This is a genomic window from Geothrix sp. SG200 (assembly GCF_022808935.1).
Taxonomy (GTDB): Bacteria; Acidobacteriota; Holophagae; order Holophagales; family Holophagaceae; genus Geothrix; species Geothrix alkalitolerans.
Map to the genome: position 1 here is coordinate 510,280 of NZ_JAKZFR010000002.1, position 16,121 is coordinate 526,400.

The 16,121-nt window shown below is 69.2% G+C and carries 13 protein-coding genes and 1 rRNA gene; 4 read left to right on the plus strand and 10 right to left on the minus strand.

Translation table 11 applies throughout. From position 1 onward, the window contains the following. Nucleotides 1-10 precede the first annotated feature (10 nt). Nucleotides 11-445, minus strand: a complete 435-nt coding sequence (locus ML539_RS07730; protein WP_279341541.1) for a molybdenum cofactor biosynthesis protein MoaE — start codon at nt 443-445, stop codon at nt 11-13. A 60-nt stretch (nt 446-505) separates the two neighbouring features. Here ML539_RS07730 and lat point away from each other — a divergent pair, with 60 nt between their 5' ends. Together lat and rnhA are read left to right on the plus strand one after the other, a co-directional pair. Next, nucleotides 506-1,846 (plus strand): L-lysine 6-transaminase, encoded by a 1,341-nt coding sequence (gene lat, locus ML539_RS07735; protein WP_243322233.1) that lies wholly within the window; start codon nt 506-508, stop codon nt 1,844-1,846. Continuing rightward, nucleotides 1,843-2,286 (plus strand): ribonuclease HI, encoded by a 444-nt coding sequence (rnhA, locus tag ML539_RS07740; protein ID WP_243322236.1) that lies wholly within the window; start codon nt 1,843-1,845, stop codon nt 2,284-2,286. Before lat ends, rnhA begins: the two co-directional genes overlap by 4 nt. Nucleotides 2,287-2,329: 43 nt before the next feature. On the opposite strand, the gene ML539_RS07745 is transcribed toward rnhA, so the two are convergent. The 3 genes from ML539_RS07745 to ML539_RS07755 all read right to left on the minus strand — a co-directional run bounded on the left by ML539_RS07745 (nt 2,330) and on the right by ML539_RS07755 (nt 6,352). Continuing rightward, on the minus strand, nt 2,330-4,150 hold the full coding sequence (locus ML539_RS07745) for an energy transducer TonB (protein WP_243322237.1): 1,821 nt from the start codon (nt 4,148-4,150) through the stop codon (nt 2,330-2,332). Nucleotides 4,151-4,269: 119 nt separating this feature from the next. Then, nucleotides 4,270-4,938: a hypothetical protein gene (locus tag ML539_RS07750; RefSeq protein ID WP_243322239.1), complete on the minus strand. Its 669-nt coding sequence runs from the start codon at nt 4,936-4,938 to the stop codon at nt 4,270-4,272. Continuing rightward, nucleotides 4,931-6,352 (minus strand): sigma-54 dependent transcriptional regulator, encoded by a 1,422-nt coding sequence (locus ML539_RS07755; protein WP_243322240.1) that lies wholly within the window; start codon nt 6,350-6,352, stop codon nt 4,931-4,933. Before ML539_RS07755 ends, ML539_RS07750 begins: the two co-directional genes overlap by 8 nt. Before the next feature lie 65 nt (nt 6,353-6,417). On the opposite strand from ML539_RS07755, the gene ML539_RS07760 reads away from it, so the two are divergent. After that, nucleotides 6,418-8,757, plus strand: a complete 2,340-nt coding sequence (locus ML539_RS07760) for a ComEC/Rec2 family competence protein (RefSeq protein ID WP_243322242.1) — start codon at nt 6,418-6,420, stop codon at nt 8,755-8,757. On the opposite strand, the gene ML539_RS07765 is transcribed toward ML539_RS07760, so the two are convergent. The 4 genes from ML539_RS07765 to ettA form a co-directional block, all read right to left on the minus strand. Continuing rightward, nucleotides 8,726-9,307, minus strand: coding sequence for a phosphorylase (locus ML539_RS07765; protein WP_243322244.1), 582 nt, complete (start codon nt 9,305-9,307; stop codon nt 8,726-8,728). The genes ML539_RS07760 and ML539_RS07765 overlap by 32 nt on opposite strands. Nucleotides 9,308-9,410: 103 nt before the next feature. Beyond that, complete coding sequence (locus tag ML539_RS07770; RefSeq protein WP_243322248.1) at nt 9,411-10,271, minus strand: DNA cytosine methyltransferase; 861 nt, start codon at nt 10,269-10,271, stop codon at nt 9,411-9,413. A 4-nt stretch (nt 10,272-10,275) separates the two neighbouring features. Then, on the minus strand, nt 10,276-10,893 hold the full coding sequence (locus ML539_RS07775; RefSeq protein WP_243322251.1) for a hypothetical protein: 618 nt from the start codon (nt 10,891-10,893) through the stop codon (nt 10,276-10,278). After that, nucleotides 10,890-12,587, minus strand: a complete 1,698-nt coding sequence (ettA, locus tag ML539_RS07780) for an energy-dependent translational throttle protein EttA (RefSeq protein WP_243322253.1) — start codon at nt 12,585-12,587, stop codon at nt 10,890-10,892. Before ettA ends, ML539_RS07775 begins: the two co-directional genes overlap by 4 nt. A gap of 183 nt (nt 12,588-12,770) precedes the next feature. Between ettA and ML539_RS07785 the strand changes: the two genes are divergently transcribed. Further along, complete coding sequence (locus tag ML539_RS07785; RefSeq protein ID WP_243322255.1) at nt 12,771-13,166, plus strand: hypothetical protein; 396 nt, start codon at nt 12,771-12,773, stop codon at nt 13,164-13,166. Nucleotides 13,167-13,172: 6 nt separating this feature from the next. Here the strand turns inward: ML539_RS07785 and ppdK are convergent, their stop codons facing one another. Together ppdK and rrf are read right to left on the minus strand one after the other, a co-directional pair. Next, nucleotides 13,173-15,887, minus strand: coding sequence for a pyruvate, phosphate dikinase (gene ppdK, locus ML539_RS07790; protein ID WP_243322257.1), 2,715 nt, complete (start codon nt 15,885-15,887; stop codon nt 13,173-13,175). 115 nt (nt 15,888-16,002) lie between these two features. Continuing rightward, nucleotides 16,003-16,118: ribosomal RNA gene (gene rrf / locus ML539_RS07795) — 5S ribosomal RNA — on the minus strand. Between the last annotated feature and the right edge of the window lie 3 nt (nt 16,119-16,121).

Below are 16,121 nucleotides of genomic sequence, written 5' to 3' on the forward strand. Positions count from 1 at the left end.
CGGCCGAAGCCTACATCTGGAACCGGTGCGTGCACTCCACCCAGCTCTCGGAGCCGTCGCGGTACTTCTCACGCTTCCAGATGGGCACGCGCTGCTTGATCTCGTCCATGATCCAGGCGGCGGCCTGGAAGCTCTCGGCGCGGTGGGCGCTGCTGGTGGCCACGATGACGGCGGCCTCCGTGAGGGGCACGACGCCGATGCGGTGGTGGATGGCGCAGCGGGTGAGGCCGTAGCGCTCGATGGCCCGCTCGCGCAGGAGGCCCAGCTCCTTCTCGGCCATGGGCACGTAGGCCTCGTAGGCCAGCTCCAGCACGGGGCGGCCTTCGTGGTGATCCCGGGCCCGGCCCTCGAAGAGGACGAGGGCGCCGGCATGGGGATCCTCCATGACATTTCGTAAAGCCATGGCGTCCAACGGGGCTTCCTGAACCGATATCCAGGGAATCATGCGTGCCTCTCTCCGCTCCAGACCCAACCATACATTGAACCGACATCTCTGAGGGCCGCCATGACCAGCCTGCATCTTGATCCGAACACCGTCTTCGACACCCTGGGCCGCCACATGCTGGTGGACGGCTTCCACCTGGTGATGGACCTGGAGAAATCCCACGGTTCCTGGATCGTGGATGCCCGGGACGGCCGCAAGTACCTGGATTTCTACACTTTCTTCGCCACGACACCCCTGGGCCACAACCACCCCCGACTGCGGGAGCCGGAATTCGTCCAGTACCTGGGCGAGATCGCCGTCAACAAGCCCGCCAACTCGGACATCTACACCACGGCCTTCGCGGAGTGGGTGGAGGCCTTTGGCACCCACGCGGCGCCGGACTACCTGCCCCACCTGTTCTGGATCGACGGTGGCGCCCTGGCGGTGGAAAACGCCCTGAAGGCGGCCTTCGACTGGAAGGTGCGCAAGAACCTGGCGGCGGGCAAGGGCGAGAAGGGGTCGCAGGTCATCCACTTCCGCGAGGCCTTCCACGGCCGCAGCGGCTACACCCTGAGCCTCACGAACACGGCGGACCCCCGCAAGCACCAGTACTTCCCCAAGTTCCCCTGGCCCCGGGTGCCGAACCCCAAGCTGACCTTCCCCATGGACCTGGCCCAGATCGAGGCGGCGGAGGCAGAATCCATCGCCGCCATCGAGGCCGCCGTGGCCCAGCATCCGGATGACATCGCCTGCCTCATCATCGAGCCCATCCAGGGCGAGGGCGGCGACAACCACTTCCGGGGCGAATTCCTGAAGAAGCTCCGGGTCCTGGCGGATCGTCACGATTTCCTGCTGATCTTCGACGAAGTGCAAACGGGCTTCGGCGCCACGGGCAAGTGGTGGGCCCACCAGTGGTTCGATGTGCAGCCTGACATCATCGCCTTCGGCAAGAAGACCCAGACCTGCGGCATCGCCGCGGGCCGGCGCCTGGACGAGGTGGAGAGCGTCTTCCAGGTGCCCAGCCGCATCAACAGCACCTGGGGCGGCAACCTGGTGGACATGGTGCGCGGCACGCGCATCATCGACGTCATCCGCGAGGAGAACCTGCTGGAGCACGGCGTGACGCAGGGTGCGCGCCTGCTGAAGGGCCTGCAGGAGATCCACCTCGACTTCCCGGAGCTCACCGCGAACCCCCGCGGCCGCGGCCTCTTCTGCGCCCTGGACATCGCCACGCCGGAGCTGCGCAACGCGGTGGTGGCCAAGGGCCACGAGCTGGGCATGATGATCCTCTCCACGGGCTTCAAGGGCCTGCGCTTCCGTCCCGCCATGAACCTCCGGCCGGAGGATCTGGACCTGGGCGTGGAGCTGCTCCGCAAGGCTGTGGCACAGGTGGCCGCCACTTCCCCTACCCTGGTGGGATGAAGATCGAGCTCTACTGCGACGGTGCGTGCTTGGGAAACCCCGGTCCGGGTGGCTGGGGGTTCCTGCTGCGGGTGCACCTCGCCAGCGGCATCCAGGAGAAGGAAGCCTCGGGGCCCGAGGCGGAGACCACCAACAACCGCATGGAGCTGACGGCGGCCATCCGCGGCCTGGAGGCGCTCACGAAACCCTGCCAGGTGCTGCTCCAGAGCGACAGCCAGTACGTGGTGAAGGGCATCACCACCTGGCTGAAGGACTGGAAGCGGCGCGGCTGGAAGAAGGCCGACGGCAAGCCCGTGCTCAACGCGGACCTCTGGCAGGCCCTGGACGCGCAGCTGGCGCGGCACCACGTGGAGGCCCGCTGGGTGAAGGGGCATGCCGGCCACCCCGAGAACGAGCGGGTGGACCGCCTGGCCAACGCGGCGGCGCAATCGGTGGCATGAAAAACGGGCCCCGGAAGGCCCGTTTCACGAGACGGAACGTCGACTACCTCCGCTTGGGGAACTTGTAGATGATCTCGGGCGTCCAGCCGCGCACGGGCTTGCCGTCGCGGATGGCGGGGGCGAAGGAGGACTTGTTGGCCGCATCGATGGCCGCCTCGTCGAAGCCGAAGGCCCCGGACACCCCCTCGATCACGGACACCTTCAGCGGCTGGCCCTGCTCCCCCACGAACACCTTCAGGCGCACGATGTGATCCAGGTTCGTCTCCCACCGCATCTGGACGGCCCGCAGGGGGAAGATCGGCACCACCTGGTTCACCACGCGGGCGGGCTGGTCATTGGCGACCGTCGCCTGCCTGGACGCGGTGGTCTGGGGCGTGGGCACGCCGGTGGGTGTGGGCACGGCCACCGGACGCGGGGCTTCCTGCATGGGCTGCGGCTTGGGCGCCTCGGGCACCGGCGGGGCCGCGGCGACCTTGGTTTCGGCGGCCTTCTTCTGCTCGGCCAGCCGCTGCTCGGCGGCCCTCTGCTCGGCCATCCGCTGCTCCGCGGCCTTCTGCTGCCGCTCGACTTCCTGCTTGCGTTGCTGCGACTCTTCCAGCTGCTTCTGCAGCTTGGCCTTCTCCTCCGAGGACTTGGTCTCGCTCAGCTGCTTCTGGAGCTGGGCGGCCTTGTCAGCCTCGGCCCGGGCCTTGGCGTCGAGGTCGGCTTTCTGCTGCTCGATCTCCGCCTTGATCCGCTGGAATTCCGCCAGCTGCGCCTGGATGGCTGGATCCACCTTGGGGCGACCGAAGAACATGTAGCCCAGGCCCAGGATCACCACCGCGGCGAGGCCGCCGCCGATGAGGACCGTGCGGTTCTTCTGGCTGACCTGCTCGTCGGCGTGGCCGTCGATGTGCTCGGCGCGGGTGGCGCCGCTGCGAAGACTCTCGCCGGCGGCGGTGTAGCCGAGGAAGTTGTCGCCCTGCTCGGCCTTCATGGCCGCCGCATCCCGGTCGTTCTCCTCCCGGAAGAGCGTGTGCATGAAGAAGGCCATGTTGAACGTGGTGGGGCTGTACTCGCCGTCGTAGAGCACGCGCTCGAGCTCGGTGCTGAAGTCCTCGACGCTGGCGAAGGGCTGGCGGCCCAGCAGCAGGCGGCCGAGGAAGGCGCGGATCTCCGCAGGCAGCGGCGCTTCTTCCTGGGCGGCCTTGAGGGTGGCCTGGTCCAGGGTGGCCTGGAGGTCGCCTCCGATGGGCAGCTTCTCGAAGGTGAGCAGCTCGTAGAGCACGGCGCCCAGCGCGAAGAGATCCGCCTGGAGGGCGTTGTTCTCGGGCCCCTGGAGGTAGGGGGCCAGCTTGCGCTTGGCCATGGGCGCCTTGGCCAGCATGCCCTTGGCGATGGCGGCGAAGGGCGCGTCCACGAGCTGCGTGGCCCCCTCGAAGCTCACCCACACGCTGTAGGGGCTCAGCACGCCGTGGCTGACGCCCTTGGCCTGCATCTGGACGATGCCCTGGGCCACGCCCTGGATGACGGTCAGGGCGTGATCCACGCCGAAGGGGATCTGCTCCTGCCTGGCCTTCTCGATGAGCTGGGCGAGGCTCCGGCCGGGCACGTAGTCCCAGGCCACGTGGGGGGTCTTGGCCGTCTCCAGCCGGTAGCCCATGCCGTAGATGCGGGCGCCGCCCAGGAGGGACACCACGCGGCCAGCCTCGGCCAGATGCGCGTTCATGCCGGCCTGGAACATCTCTTCCGAGAAGGTCCGCACCAGCATGTGGCGATCGAAATTGCTTCCGGCAATGACCACCGCCCGATGGATCGAACCGAAGGGATCGTTGGCCAGTTCAGAGGCCAGGAGGTAGGACCCGAGGCGGGTGTAAGTGCCCATGACTGCTCCAGAGGGGATGGTTGGAACGATAGCCCGAAAGTCGCGATTCGCCTAGCCCTCGCGGGGTGGGACCTGCCCCATCCATCGTCCCGATGCACGCCGGACTTCAGGTCTGGCATTCAGGGCTGAGCGGGGATCTCCCACTGGTCGCCGGCTGCCCGCCAGGCCAGGATCCAAAGGTTCGCCGTGGCGTGCACCCCATTGGAAAAAGCCAGCTGAAGCTGGGCGAAGGGCACCGACAGGTCGTCCCAGGGGCCGATGCGGCGGCCCGTATTCTCGTCAAAGTGGTCCCGGAGGCGGCGGTTCCGTTCGAGCTTGGTCGCCAGGAAGCGGCGCAGGGGCGGCCCCGGGTCCAGGCTGCCCGTGACCGCCCAGTAGGGCTCCTGGGTCACCAGCAGGTGCGCCAGGTTCTGGTCCGCATAGGCCTCGAAGCTCTCCCGGAGCGGACTCAGCCCTTCGGTCACGGAGGGATCCGTCAGCAGCTGGACCATGTGGGCCAGCACGCCCAGGTCGCGGACGATGTCCTCGGGCCGGCGATTCTCGTCACTGAGGCGGAGGACCGTGCGGAACTGGGCCTCCACCTGCTCCACGGTGGGAGGCTGGTCGTTGGCCACGCCCCGGGCGCCTTCCAGCAGTTCCTGGGGATGGGCCCGCAGCAGGGCGGCCATGCCCTTGGGCAGCAGGCGGACGGCCTTGGCGGTCTGGGCCTCGTGAACCTTTGGCGACCAGGCCCCCAGCGGCAGACAGGCCCAGAGCAGGGCCAGAAGGGCGCCTTTCGGTTCAGGCATCAGAGGTCTCCAAAGGATCAGCCGGTTGCGCCGTCCCGTCCTGGCGATCCAGAGGGATGCCCAGGGCCCGCAGGCGGTGCAGCAGGGTGGTGCGGCGCATGCCGAGGCGCCGGGCCGATTCACTCTTGTTCCAACCGGTGGCCTGGAGGGCCTCCTCGATCAGGTGCCGTTCCAGGTCTTCCAGGAAGCGGCCCAGACCCAGGTTCTGGGGCAGGTGCGGGAAGGCCGGGGAAGGCAGGATCCCCGCCACGGAGGCCGGAAGGTCCTGGTGGAGCAGCCGCTCTGGATCGGAGCCCAGGGCCATGGCCCGCTCCACGGCGTTCTCCAGCTCGCGCACGTTGCCCGGCCAGGGGTAGGCCTCCATGGCCTGCAGGGCCGCAGGTTCCACCTGCTTGAGGGGCAAGTTCAGCTCCCGCGCGAACTTGCGGAGGAAGTGGGCCACCAGCACGGGGATGTCCTGGGGGTGCTCGCGCAGGGGGTGGATCTGCACGGGGATCACGTTCAGCCGGTAGAACAGGTCCTCCCGGAACCGCTTCTGCTCCACGAGGCTGGCCAGATCCTCGTTGGTGGCGGCCACCAGGCGGAAGTCAGCCTTCAGCGTCCGGGCGGATCCCAGCGGCGTGAACTCGCGCTCCTGGATCACGCGCAGCAGCTTCACCTGCAGGCTCGGAGGCATGGTTCCGATCTCGTCCAGGAAGAGGGTGCCGCCCTCCGCCTGCTGGAAGCGCCCCGCCCGGTCGCTGCGGGCGTCCGTGTAGGCCCCCCTCACGTGGCCGAAGAGCTCGTCCTCCAGCAGCGTCTCCGGAATCGCGCCGCAGTGGATGGGCACGAAGGGCCCCTGGGAGCGCGGGCTCCACTGGTGGATCGCCCGGGCCGCCAGCTCCTTGCCCGTGCCCGAGGGTCCGGTGATCAGCACCGTGGACGGCGACGGCGCCACACGCCGCAGCAGGCTCTGGAGCTTCTGCCAGGCGTCGGAGCAGCCCACCATGGACGGGCCCTCGGCCTGGCCTTCGATCTGCTCCCGCAGCCGCTTGTTCTCCTGGTTCAGCTGCGCCTTCTCGATGGCCCGCAGCAGCGTGTGCTCCAGCTCCTCCGCGCGGAAGGGCTTGGGCACGTAGTCGTAGATCCCCATGCGCATGGCCTGGAGGGCGGTCTCCACCGAGGTCGAACCGGACAGGACCACCACCACCGTGTCGGGCTTGGCCACAGCCTCCCGCGCCAGGTCGAGGCCATTCAGGTCCGGCAGCATGAGGTCCACCACGGCCAGGTCGAACCGCTCGTTCCTCAGGAACTGGGCCCCCCGGCGACCGGATCCGGTGCCGACGACCTCATGCCCGTGCCGGGACAGCAGCGTGCCCACCACATCGAGGATGGTGGGATCGTCGTCCACCAGCAGGGCCCGGGCCGGATTCATGCCTGTCAGAGTCCCTGGCCCGGGGCCCCCTGTCAAGGTTTGGACAGCCCAGGTAGACTGCCCCCATGCTCTCCAGATCCAGCCTGTGGCAGCGCCTGTCCGGGGCTTCGCTTTGGCCCCTGGCCTGGGCCCTCGCAGCCGCCTGCGCCGTGCCCTGGCTGCTTCCGGAGCGGTGGGACGGCCAGCTCGCCACCCGGTGGCTGGTCCTCGGCGCCCTGGCCTGGCTCCTGACCCTGCCGCTGCCCCTGCTCCGGCTTCGGTTCCGGCGGTGGTCGGTGGTCCCGCTCGCCCTGGGGCTGGCAGGCATCACCTGCCTGGGGCTCGCCCGCAAGGCCCGGTGGGAGACCACACTCCCCACCGGCTTCCTGGCTCTGGAGGGCCGCATCGACGCCCCCTGGACCCTCCAGGGCGAGCGACTGCGAAGCCGCCTGGAGGTATCCGCGCCTGAGCGCCTGAAGGGCCTCTCCCTGCCCCTCACCATCCCCGCCGAGGGCGAACAGGCGCCGCCCCTTCCGGGCACGCCCGTGCGCCTGCGCGCCGAGCTGAGGCCCGTGCAGGCCGCCCCGGTCTTCCTGGCGGAACGCCCCCTCTGGCGGGCCCGCAGCGACGAAGCTCCCCGGCGCATCCACCTGGCCTCGGCGCAGCTGATGGAGGCCACCGGACCCCCTGCGCCCGCTTTCCTGCTGCGCCTCCAGGCCTTCGCCCGGCGACGCTTCGAGGCCCTGCCCCTGGGCGCCACCGCGAAGGATCTGTGGGGTGCCTTGGCCCTGGGCATCCCGCCGGCGGACGAGGCCCACTTCAGCGTCTTCGCCGAGAGCGGCACCATCCACATCCTGGTGGTGTCCGGCCTCCAGGTGACCCTCGTGATGGCCGCCGTGGAAGCCCTCCTGCGCCGCCTCCGCCTGCGGGGAGCGGCCGCCGGAGCCATCGCCTCGGGGCTGCTCTACGCGGGTCTGGTGGGCTTTTCGGCACCGGTGTGGCGTGGACTCTTCATGGGCATCGCCTGGGCCATCGGGGGCTCCAGCGGCTGGAAACTGCCGCCAGTGGCGGGCTTGCACGTGGCCCTGCTGCTCTGGCTGCTCGGCCACCCGGCCGCCGGCGTGGAGCCGGGTTTCCTCCTGGCCTGGTGGGCCCTGCTGGGCCTGCTGTGGGGCGCTGAGCCCCTGGCGGGCCTGCTGTCGCCCCTGCTGGGCCGCCTCGCCCTGCCCTTCGCCCGGCTGGCGGCGCCCTGGCTCTCCACGATGCCGCTGCTGGCCCTGCTGCATGGGGGCGCGCCCTGGTGGGGCATCCTCGCCAACCTGCTGGTGCTGCCCCTCGTGGCTTTCCTCACGCCCCTCTGCCTCCTGCTGATTCTGGTTCCCCTGCCCGGCCTCACCCAGGGCGCCGCGGCGATTCTCACCTGGATGGGCGACCGCCTGGTGCCTGCCCTCACAGGCATCGCGCCCCTGGCCACGGGCCGGCTGTGGCCCTGGCTCCTGCTGACCCTGGGCTGGCTGGCCCTGGCGCACCTGCAGGGAACGCTGCGGCGCGCCCGGGCGCTCACGGTGGGCCTCGTCGCGGCCTCCCTGGGGCTCCTGGCCTTCCGCGGCTTGGGCCGCGCAGCCGACACCCTCTCGCTGGAAGCCGTGGACGTGGGCCAGGGCGACGCCCTGCTGCTGCGGGTGCCCGGCGGCGACGCCACCCTCATCGATACGGGGCCCGGACCGTGGACGGGCCGGAGGCTCGCGCGGGTGCTGAGCCGACGCGGGGTGCGAGAGCCCGTGCACCTGGTGCTCACCCACGCGCACGGCGACCACGCGGGCGGCTGGGCCACCCTGGCGCGGATCTGGCCGCTGGCCTCGACCTCCGTGCCGGTCACGTCGGACGACGAGGATCCCTGGGCGCCCTTCCGCCCAGCCCGTTCCGATCCTTCGGGCCTGCTGAGGGGCGACGCCTGGACCCGCGGGGAGGCCGCCTTCAGCGTGCGCTGGCCCGCCCGGGCCTACGCCCTGCCGGATGCGAACATGACCTCCACCGTCCTTCGCGTGGCCTGGCGCGACCGGGAGCTCTGGCTCATGGGCGACGCCCTGGCCATCCAGGAGAAGGACCTGCTCGACCTGGGGGATCCCGGCGCTTTTCCCCACCGCCTGCTGAAGGTGGGCCACCACGGCAGCCGCAATGCCTCGGACCCGGCCTGGATCGCCGCCGTGAAGCCGGAAGTGGCGGTCATCCCCGCAGGCCTCCGCAACCGCTTCGAGCATCCCCATCCGGAGACCCTGGACACCCTGCGACGGTCTGGCACCGCGGCGTGGGTGACGGGACCGAGCGCAGGAATCCGGATCTCAGTGGTTGAAGGCGGGTGGCGGGTGGAGACCGGCGACGGGTCCGAGGCTCTCACGCCCCTGCAAAGAATCCCGAAGCCCTGAGGGCTGCCACCAGCCTCCGGCTACCCTCCGCATGGTTGGCCTGCCACTGGGCGGGCGCCTCGGGCCCCACATCATTGACCACCACCAGCGCCCCGCCACAGGGCACGCCCGCCGCGTGGCAGGCGGCGAAGACACCCGTCAGCTCCAGGTGCTCGGCCGGTGCCACGGAAACCAGCAGGGCCGCGCCCTCCCGGGTGCGGGTGATGGCCGGCGGCACGGCCACGGCATGGGCGGGCAGCGGACCCGGCAGCGTAGCGGTCCAGCGCGTGGGCTCGATGGCGGGACGGTAGGCCCCGCCGCGCACCTCCTCCAGCGAGGTGGCGAGGGCTTCCGAAGCCCACAGGCAGTCGAACAGCGACAGCCTTCCGTCGTAGCGCCCGCAGGTGCCCAGGAACAGCACGGCCTCGGGCCGCCGCTCCGCAAGCAACCGCGCCGTGGCGGCCGCGGCGGTGACGGCGCCCACGCCCACCGTGGCCGTCTCCCAGCCCGGCGGCGGATCCCCCGCGAGGGGACCCAGCTCGGGTGCGAAGGCGGAGAGCAGGAGCTTCATGGGCCGATTCTACAGACGTAATGCCTGGGCTGTGCCCAGGCATTACGTGGGGGTCAAAGGGGGGACGCAGAGCGAGCCTTGGCGAGCGGGCGGTCCCCCCCTTTCATGGCAGATGATCCAGGGCCCAGGCCGCCACGGGGATGGAGAGGCCGTTGCCCAGCAGCTTGTAGCGGGCCTCCAGTGGCACGCCGTCCGGGAAGCGGAACCCCTCGGGTAGGCCCAGCAGGCGGGCCACCTCGGAAGGCGAGAAGCGGCGCGCGCCGCGCTCCGTCCTCAGGAAGGAGCCGCTGCCCACGAAGCGCTGGCCGTAGCCGCCGATGAAGCAGGTGCTGCGGCGGTCCTCCGGCACGACGAAATCCATGCCGTGCCGGTGGCGGGCCAGCACCTCCGGCGCCAGATAGAGGGAGGTGTCTTCCTCCCGGTCCAGGAAGTCCGCCAGGGGTCGCGCCGGCAGGTCCGGCAGGGGCCGTGCAGCGAGCGGCTTCCGCGAGGCCACGACGAAGACCCGGGGCCGCTGGTTGGGCAGGCCGAAGCGGCTGGGGCAGGCCTCCAGGTCCAGGTGGTGCATCCCGTGCGCCCGCAGGCGCTCGGCCAGGAGGGCGTGGGCGTCCGAGCCCAGGAAGCCCACCACGTTCTCCAGCACGAGACGCTCCGGCGGCGCCTGGCCGAACATGTCCATGAGGTGGCGGAAGGCCCGGCAGCGGCGGTCCTCCAAGCCATGCTGGTTCCCCATGCGGCAGAAGGGCTGGCAGGGCGGACTCATCAGCCACGTGTCGGCCCCGGCGGCGGCCAGCTCTGCCAGGGGGATCGTGGCCAGCTCGCGGGCCTTCGGCGTCTCGCCGTGGTTCAGGGCGTAGGTGGCGTTGGCCGCCTCGCTCACATCGTAGGCCGCGGCCACCGTTCCCCGGTCCCGGAGAGCCAGGCGCCATCCTCCCAGGCCCGAGAACAACTCGAGGACGCGCATCAGCCTAGCTGCAGCCGCAGCTTCCGCAGCCGCCGCAGGAGGCCGCGGCAGTCAGGGCCGTGCCCCGGGCCAGGCTCTGCCCTTCGATGAACAGGCGCAGCCCCATGGCCGCCGCAGCGGCCGCATCCGCCCAGGGGAACCAGCGATCCAGCAGCACTCCCGCCAGGAGCAGACCGCCAAGTTCCAGCAGGGCGCGGGTGCGGGCGGCGTCCGAGGCCAGGCTGGGATGGATCCCCGCCTGGGCCCGCCGAACCCACCAGAGGGGCGTCAGGATGAGCAGGGCCACGCCCGCCAGGATCAGGGGCACGGAACCCGCCTGAGGCCTGCGGTCGCCCATGAGGGCCGCCGCGGCGGTCAGGACGGCGCCCAGGGCCAGGATGCGCAGGAAGTGGCTGGCGGCGCGGAGGGTCAGGCGCTCCCGCTCCAGGCTCCGGTTGCTGAAGCCCTCCCGGACGCGCTGCCCCACCACCAGGGAGGGCAGGCCCAGCAGGAGGCCCGCGGCGCCGAAAGTCCAGAGGGCGATGGCCCCCTGGTCGAGGCCCAGCCACAGCGCGGGCGCGCCCAGGAGCAGGCCCGCCGCAGCGGCGGCGTAGGCGAGGGCCGGAGAGGCGTCCGTCTTCATCGGGTCAGCTTCCGGTACTTGATGCGATGGGGATCGAAGGGCTTCAGGCCCAGCACGTCCTTGCGGTACTGCTCGTACTCCGTGTAGTTCCCATCGAAGAACTGCACCTGGGAGTCGCCCTCGAAGGCGAGGATGTGCGTGGCCAGGCGGTCCAGGAACCAGCGGTCGTGGCTCACCACCACGGCGCTGCCGGCGAAGGACTCGATGGCCTCTTCCAGCGCCCGCATGGTGTTCACGTCCAGGTCGTTGGTGGGCTCGTCGAAGAAGAGCAGGTTCGATTCGCTCTTCAGCGTGAGGGCCAGGTTGAGGCGGTTCTGCTGCCCGCCGCTGAGCTCGGAGACCTTCTTCTGCTGCGCGTCGCCGGAGAAGCCGAAGCGGCTCAGCCAGGCGCGGGCGTTGATGAGCTTGCCACCCAGCTCGATCTGCTCGTAGCCGCCCGATACCGCCTCATAGACGCTCTTGTCGGGGTTGAGGCCGGCGCGGAGCTGGTCCACGTAGGCCATCTTCACCGTCTCGCCCAGGCGGATGGTGCCCGCGTCCGGCGCCTCCTGGCCCGTGAGCAGGCGCAGCAGCGTGGACTTGCCGGCGCCGTTGGGGCCGATGACGCCCAGGATGCCGCCGCGGGGGATGGCGAAGCTCAGGTTCTCGAACAGCACGCGGTCGCCGTAGGCCTTCGTGACCCCTTCCAGCTCGGCCACCAGGTCGCCCAGGCGGGGGCCGCTGGGAATGTAGATCTCCAGCTCCTGCTCCTTCTGGCGACCCTCCTCGCCGGCCAGGCGCTCGTAGTTGGCGATGCGGGCCTTGCTCTTGGTGTGCTGGCCCTTGGGGGACATGCGGATCCACTCCAGCTCGCGCTCCAGGGTCTTCTGCCGCTTCTGGTCGGACTTCTCCTCGCGGGCGAGGCGGCCCTGCTTCTGCTCCAGCCAGCTGGAGTAGTTGCCCTTCCAGGGGATGCCCTCGCCGCGGTCCAGCTCGAGGATCCACTCGGCCACGTGGTCCAGGAAGTAGCGGTCGTGGGTCACGGCGATGACCGTGCCCTTGTAGTCCTGCAGATGCTTCTCCAGCCAGGCCACCGTCTCGGCGTCCAGGTGGTTGGTGGGCTCGTCCAGCAGCAGGATGTCCGGCTCCTGGAGCAGGAGGCGGCACAGGGCCACGCGGCGCCGCTCACCGCCGGAGAGCACGCCGATCTTCGTGTCGGGATCGGGGCAGCGCAAGGCGTCCATGGCCTGCTCGAGCCGGGAATCCAGGTCCCAGCAGTCGTGGGCGTCGATCTTCTCCTGGAGCTCGGCCTGCATGGCCAGCAGCACGTCCATGTCCGCGTCGGGATCGGCGAACTGGTCGCTGATGGCGTTGTAGTCCTTCAGCCACTTCACCTTCTCAGCCGCGCCCTCCTCGACGATCTCGCGGACGGTCTTCTCGGGATCCAGCTGGGGTTCCTGGTCCAGGATGCCCGTGGTGTAGCCCTTGCTTAGGACCGCCTCGCCGTTGAAGTCCTGGTCCACGCCGGCCATGATCCTCAGCACCGTGCTCTTGCCGGAGCCATTGAGCCCCAGGACGCCGATCTTGGCGCCGTAGAAGTAGCTGAGAGATATGTCCTTGATGACAGGCTTGTTGTTGTAGATCTTGCTGACCCGCATCATCGAATAGATGATCTCGGGCTGATCTGATGTCGCCTTGGTGGAGGTCTTGGCCATGATCCGCTCAAAAGGGCGATTCTATCGCGCCCGACGCTCAAACCCAGGTCCGGATGACATGCCCAGTGACTCCATGAAGCTAGGGGGCTTGCGCAGAAAACCGGGCGCTTGTAATTTAAAGGCACCAATACCCATACGCGGGCGTATGCGACGCCTGCCGGCCTGGATGGCCCGGAGATTCCCATGAACCAAGTGGTGGCGCGATTCCTGGACGGGACGACCCTCAAGGGCCAGACCAACGACTTCCTTCCGGCGAAGGATCTCTTCCACATCTCCGCGAATGGAAGCATCGGCGCCAAGCCACTGGAGGTGAAGGTGCCGGACCTCAAGGCTCTGTACTTCGTCCGCAGCCTCCAGGGCGATCCGGAGCACCAGAAGACCAACGAATTCCCGCCCAACGCCCCCGCCCCGGGCCGGAAGGTCAAGGTCACCTTCAAGGACGGCGAGGTGCTGGTGGGCACCACGCAGGGGTATCAGCCGGGCCGGCCGGGATTCTTCCTGCTCCCGGCCGACCCGCGCTCCAACAATGAACGGTGCTACATCGTGACGTCCGCCACCCAGTCGGTGGTTTTCGTCTAGGGCCGATCAGTCCAGGGCCGCCTGGGCGGCCGCCAGGGTGGCGATAGGCACGCGATAGGGGCTGCAGCTCACGTAGTCGAGCCCCACGCGGTGGAAGAAATTCACGCTGCGGGGATCGCCCCCGTGCTCGCCGCAGACGCCCAGCTTGATGCCGGGCCGCGCCGAGCGGCCCTTCTCGCACGAGATGCGCACCAGCTCGCCGATGCCCTCCTGGTCCAGGCTCTGGAAAGGATCGTCCTCCAGCAGCTTCTTGCCCACGTACTCGGGCAGGAAGGTGCCCGCGTCGTCGCGGCTGAAGCCGAAGCCCATCTGGGTGAGGTCATTGGTGCCGAAGCTGAAGAACTCGGCCTCCTGGGCGATCTTGTCCGAGGTGATGGCGGCTCGGGGGATCTCGATCATGGTGCCGATGGGGCAGGCGAACTGAGTACCCCGCTCCTGGTTCACCTGGGCGATCTCGTCCAGCATCTCGGTCTTGGTGTAGGTCAACTCCCGCACGGTGCCGATGAGCGGCACCATGATCTCGGGGATGGCCTTGACGCCCTCCGCGGCCACGTTCAACGCGGCCTCGGCGATGGCCCGCACCTGCATGCGGATGATCTCGGGGAAGGTGATGCCCAGGCGGCAGCCGCGGTGGCCCATCATGGGGTTGAACTCGTGGAGCTGCGCCACGCGGCGCTCCACGGTGCCCAGGTCCACCCCCAGCACTTCCGCCATCTCCCGCTGGCCGGCTTCGTCCTGGGGCAGGAACTCATGGAGGGGCGGGTCCAGCAGGCGGATGTTCACGGGCAGGCCGTCCATGGCCTTGAAGATGCCCTCGAAATCCTCCCGCTGGATGGGCAGGAGCTTGGCCAGGGCCTTCTTTCGGCCCTCGGTGTCCGTGGCGAGGATCATCTCGCGCACGGCGATGATTCGGTCGCCTTCGAAGAACATGTGCTCCGTGCGGCAGAGGCCAATGCCCTGGGCACCGAAGGCCCGCGCCACGGCGGCATCATGGGGTGTATCGGCGTTGGTGCGGACCTTCATGCGCTTGGCCTCGTGGCTCCAGGCCATGATCTTGGCGAAGCGCTGGTAGAGTTCGCTGTCTCCGGCCTTCAGGCGGCCGTCCACCAGCACCTGGTTCACTTCGGAGGGATGGGCGCTCAGCTTGCCGGCGAACACCTCGCCCGTGGAGCCGTCCATGGAAATCCAGTCCTGGCCGGCCTTCAGCTGATGATCGCCCACCTTCACCAGGCCCTTGGCCACATCGATCTGCACGGCCGAGGCACCACAGACGCAGGGCTTGCCCATGCCGCGAGCCACCACTGCCGCATGGCTGGTCATGCCGCCGCGGGCGGTGAGGATGCCCTGAGAGGCCACCATGCCGGCGATATCCTCGGGGCTGGTCTCCACGCGCACCAGCACCACAGGACCCTCCTGGGCCATCTTCTCGGCCTGCTCAGCCGTGAGGGCGATGCGCCCCGTGGCGGCGCCGGGACCCGCGTTCAGGCCCTTGGTGAGCAGGTGGCCCTCCTTGCGCAGGCGATCCTTCTCCTTGGGATCGAAGACGGGCGCCAGCAGCTGGGACAAGCTGTCGGCATCGATGCGCTTCAGGGCGGTGTGCGTATCGATGAGCCCCTCGTCCACCAGGTCGATGGCGATGCGGATGCCGGCCATGGCGGTGCGCTTGCCGTTGCGCGTCTGAAGCAGGTAGAGCTTCCCGCGCTCGATGGTGAACTCGATGTCCTGCATGTCCTTGAAGTGGGTCTCGAGGCGCTTGCAGGTGGCGTCGAGCTCCGCGAAGGCCGCGGGCATGGCCTCCTCCAGGCTCTTCAGACCGGTGCCGTCGGCCTGCGCCCGGGTGATGGGCTGGGGCGTGCGGATGCCGGCCACCACATCCTCACCCTGGGCGTTGATGAGGTACTCGCCGTAGAACAGCTTCTCGCCCGTGGCGGGGTCACGCGTGAAGGCCACGCCGGTGCCGCAGTCGTCACCCATGTTGCCGAAGACCATGCTCTGCACGTTGACGCCCGTGCCCCAGTCATCGGGAATGCGGTGGAGGCGGCGGTAGGTGATGGCGCGGGCGGTGTTCCAGCTTTCGAAAACGGCGCGGATGGCGCCCCAGAGCTGCTCCATGGGTTCCTGTGGGAAGGCCTGGCCGGTCTCTTCCTGCACGATCTCCTTGAAGGCGGCGACGAGGGTCTTCCAGTCCTCTGCACTGAGGTCGGTATCCTGGTGTTTGTGGAGCCGCTCTTTCGCGCGCTCCAGCTCCGCCTCGAACAGCGCGTGTTCTACGCCCAGCACCACGTTGCTGTACATCGTGATGAAGCGGCGGTAGGAATCCCAGGCGAAGCGGGAATTGCCGCTGGCCTTCTCCAGGGCCAGCACGGTCCGGTCGTTGAGCCCCAGGTTGAGCACCGTGTCCATCATGCCGGGCATGGACACGCGGGCGCCGGAGCGGACGGAGAGCAGGAGCGGGTTCTCGTTGGACCCGAAACCGCAGCCTCGCACGCCTTCGAGCCACTTCAGGGCCTCGACCACCTCGGCCTTGAGGTCCTCGGCGAGCTTGCGGCCATGGGTGTAGTAGGCGTTGCACTGCTCCGTGGTGAGCGTGAATCCCGGCGGAACGGGAATCCCCAGCCCCGCCATCTCAGCCAGGTTGCAGCCCTTGCCTCCGAGAAGGTTGCGCATGGCCGCGCCGCCTTCGTTACGGTTTCCCCCGAAGGTGTAAACACCTTTGCTCATCAGATCCTCCACGCGGAACCTTCAGTGTATCCGCCGTGACAGATAAATGGCCTGCGGATGCGGAGATCCGTACGCGAAAACGGGCCACCTCGAAGGGTGGCCCGTTTGGGATTTAACGTCGCAGCGACCTACTTTTCCACTCCTGTGGGGAGCAGTATCATCGGCCCTCCAGGTCTTAACGGCCGTGTTCGGGATGGGAACGGGTGTGACCCCTGGGGAAAAGCCGCGACGAAG

Bases quoted from the DNA above. Each gene is read 5' to 3' on its own strand.
- ML539_RS07730 (WP_279341541.1), bottom strand. From the start codon at position 445: ATGATTCCCTGGATATCGGTTCAGGAAGCCCCGTTGGACGCCATGGCT.
- lat (WP_243322233.1), top strand. From the start codon at position 506: ATGACCAGCCTGCATCTTGATCCGAACACCGTCTTCGACACCCTGGGC.
- rnhA (WP_243322236.1), top strand. From the start codon at position 1,843: ATGAAGATCGAGCTCTACTGCGACGGTGCGTGCTTGGGAAACCCCGGT.
- ML539_RS07745 (WP_243322237.1), bottom strand. From the start codon at position 4,150: ATGGGCACTTACACCCGCCTCGGGTCCTACCTCCTGGCCTCTGAACTG.
- ML539_RS07750 (WP_243322239.1), bottom strand. From the start codon at position 4,938: ATGCCTGAACCGAAAGGCGCCCTTCTGGCCCTGCTCTGGGCCTGTCTG.
- ML539_RS07755 (WP_243322240.1), bottom strand. From the start codon at position 6,352: ATGAATCCGGCCCGGGCCCTGCTGGTGGACGACGATCCCACCATCCTC.
- ML539_RS07760 (WP_243322242.1), top strand. From the start codon at position 6,418: ATGCTCTCCAGATCCAGCCTGTGGCAGCGCCTGTCCGGGGCTTCGCTT.
- ML539_RS07765 (WP_243322244.1), bottom strand. From the start codon at position 9,307: ATGAAGCTCCTGCTCTCCGCCTTCGCACCCGAGCTGGGTCCCCTCGCG.
- ML539_RS07770 (WP_243322248.1), bottom strand. From the start codon at position 10,271: ATGCGCGTCCTCGAGTTGTTCTCGGGCCTGGGAGGATGGCGCCTGGCT.
- ML539_RS07775 (WP_243322251.1), bottom strand. From the start codon at position 10,893: ATGAAGACGGACGCCTCTCCGGCCCTCGCCTACGCCGCCGCTGCGGCG.
- ettA (WP_243322253.1), bottom strand. From the start codon at position 12,587: ATGGCCAAGACCTCCACCAAGGCGACATCAGATCAGCCCGAGATCATC.
- ML539_RS07785 (WP_243322255.1), top strand. From the start codon at position 12,771: ATGAACCAAGTGGTGGCGCGATTCCTGGACGGGACGACCCTCAAGGGC.
- ppdK (WP_243322257.1), bottom strand. From the start codon at position 15,887: ATGAGCAAAGGTGTTTACACCTTCGGGGGAAACCGTAACGAAGGCGGC.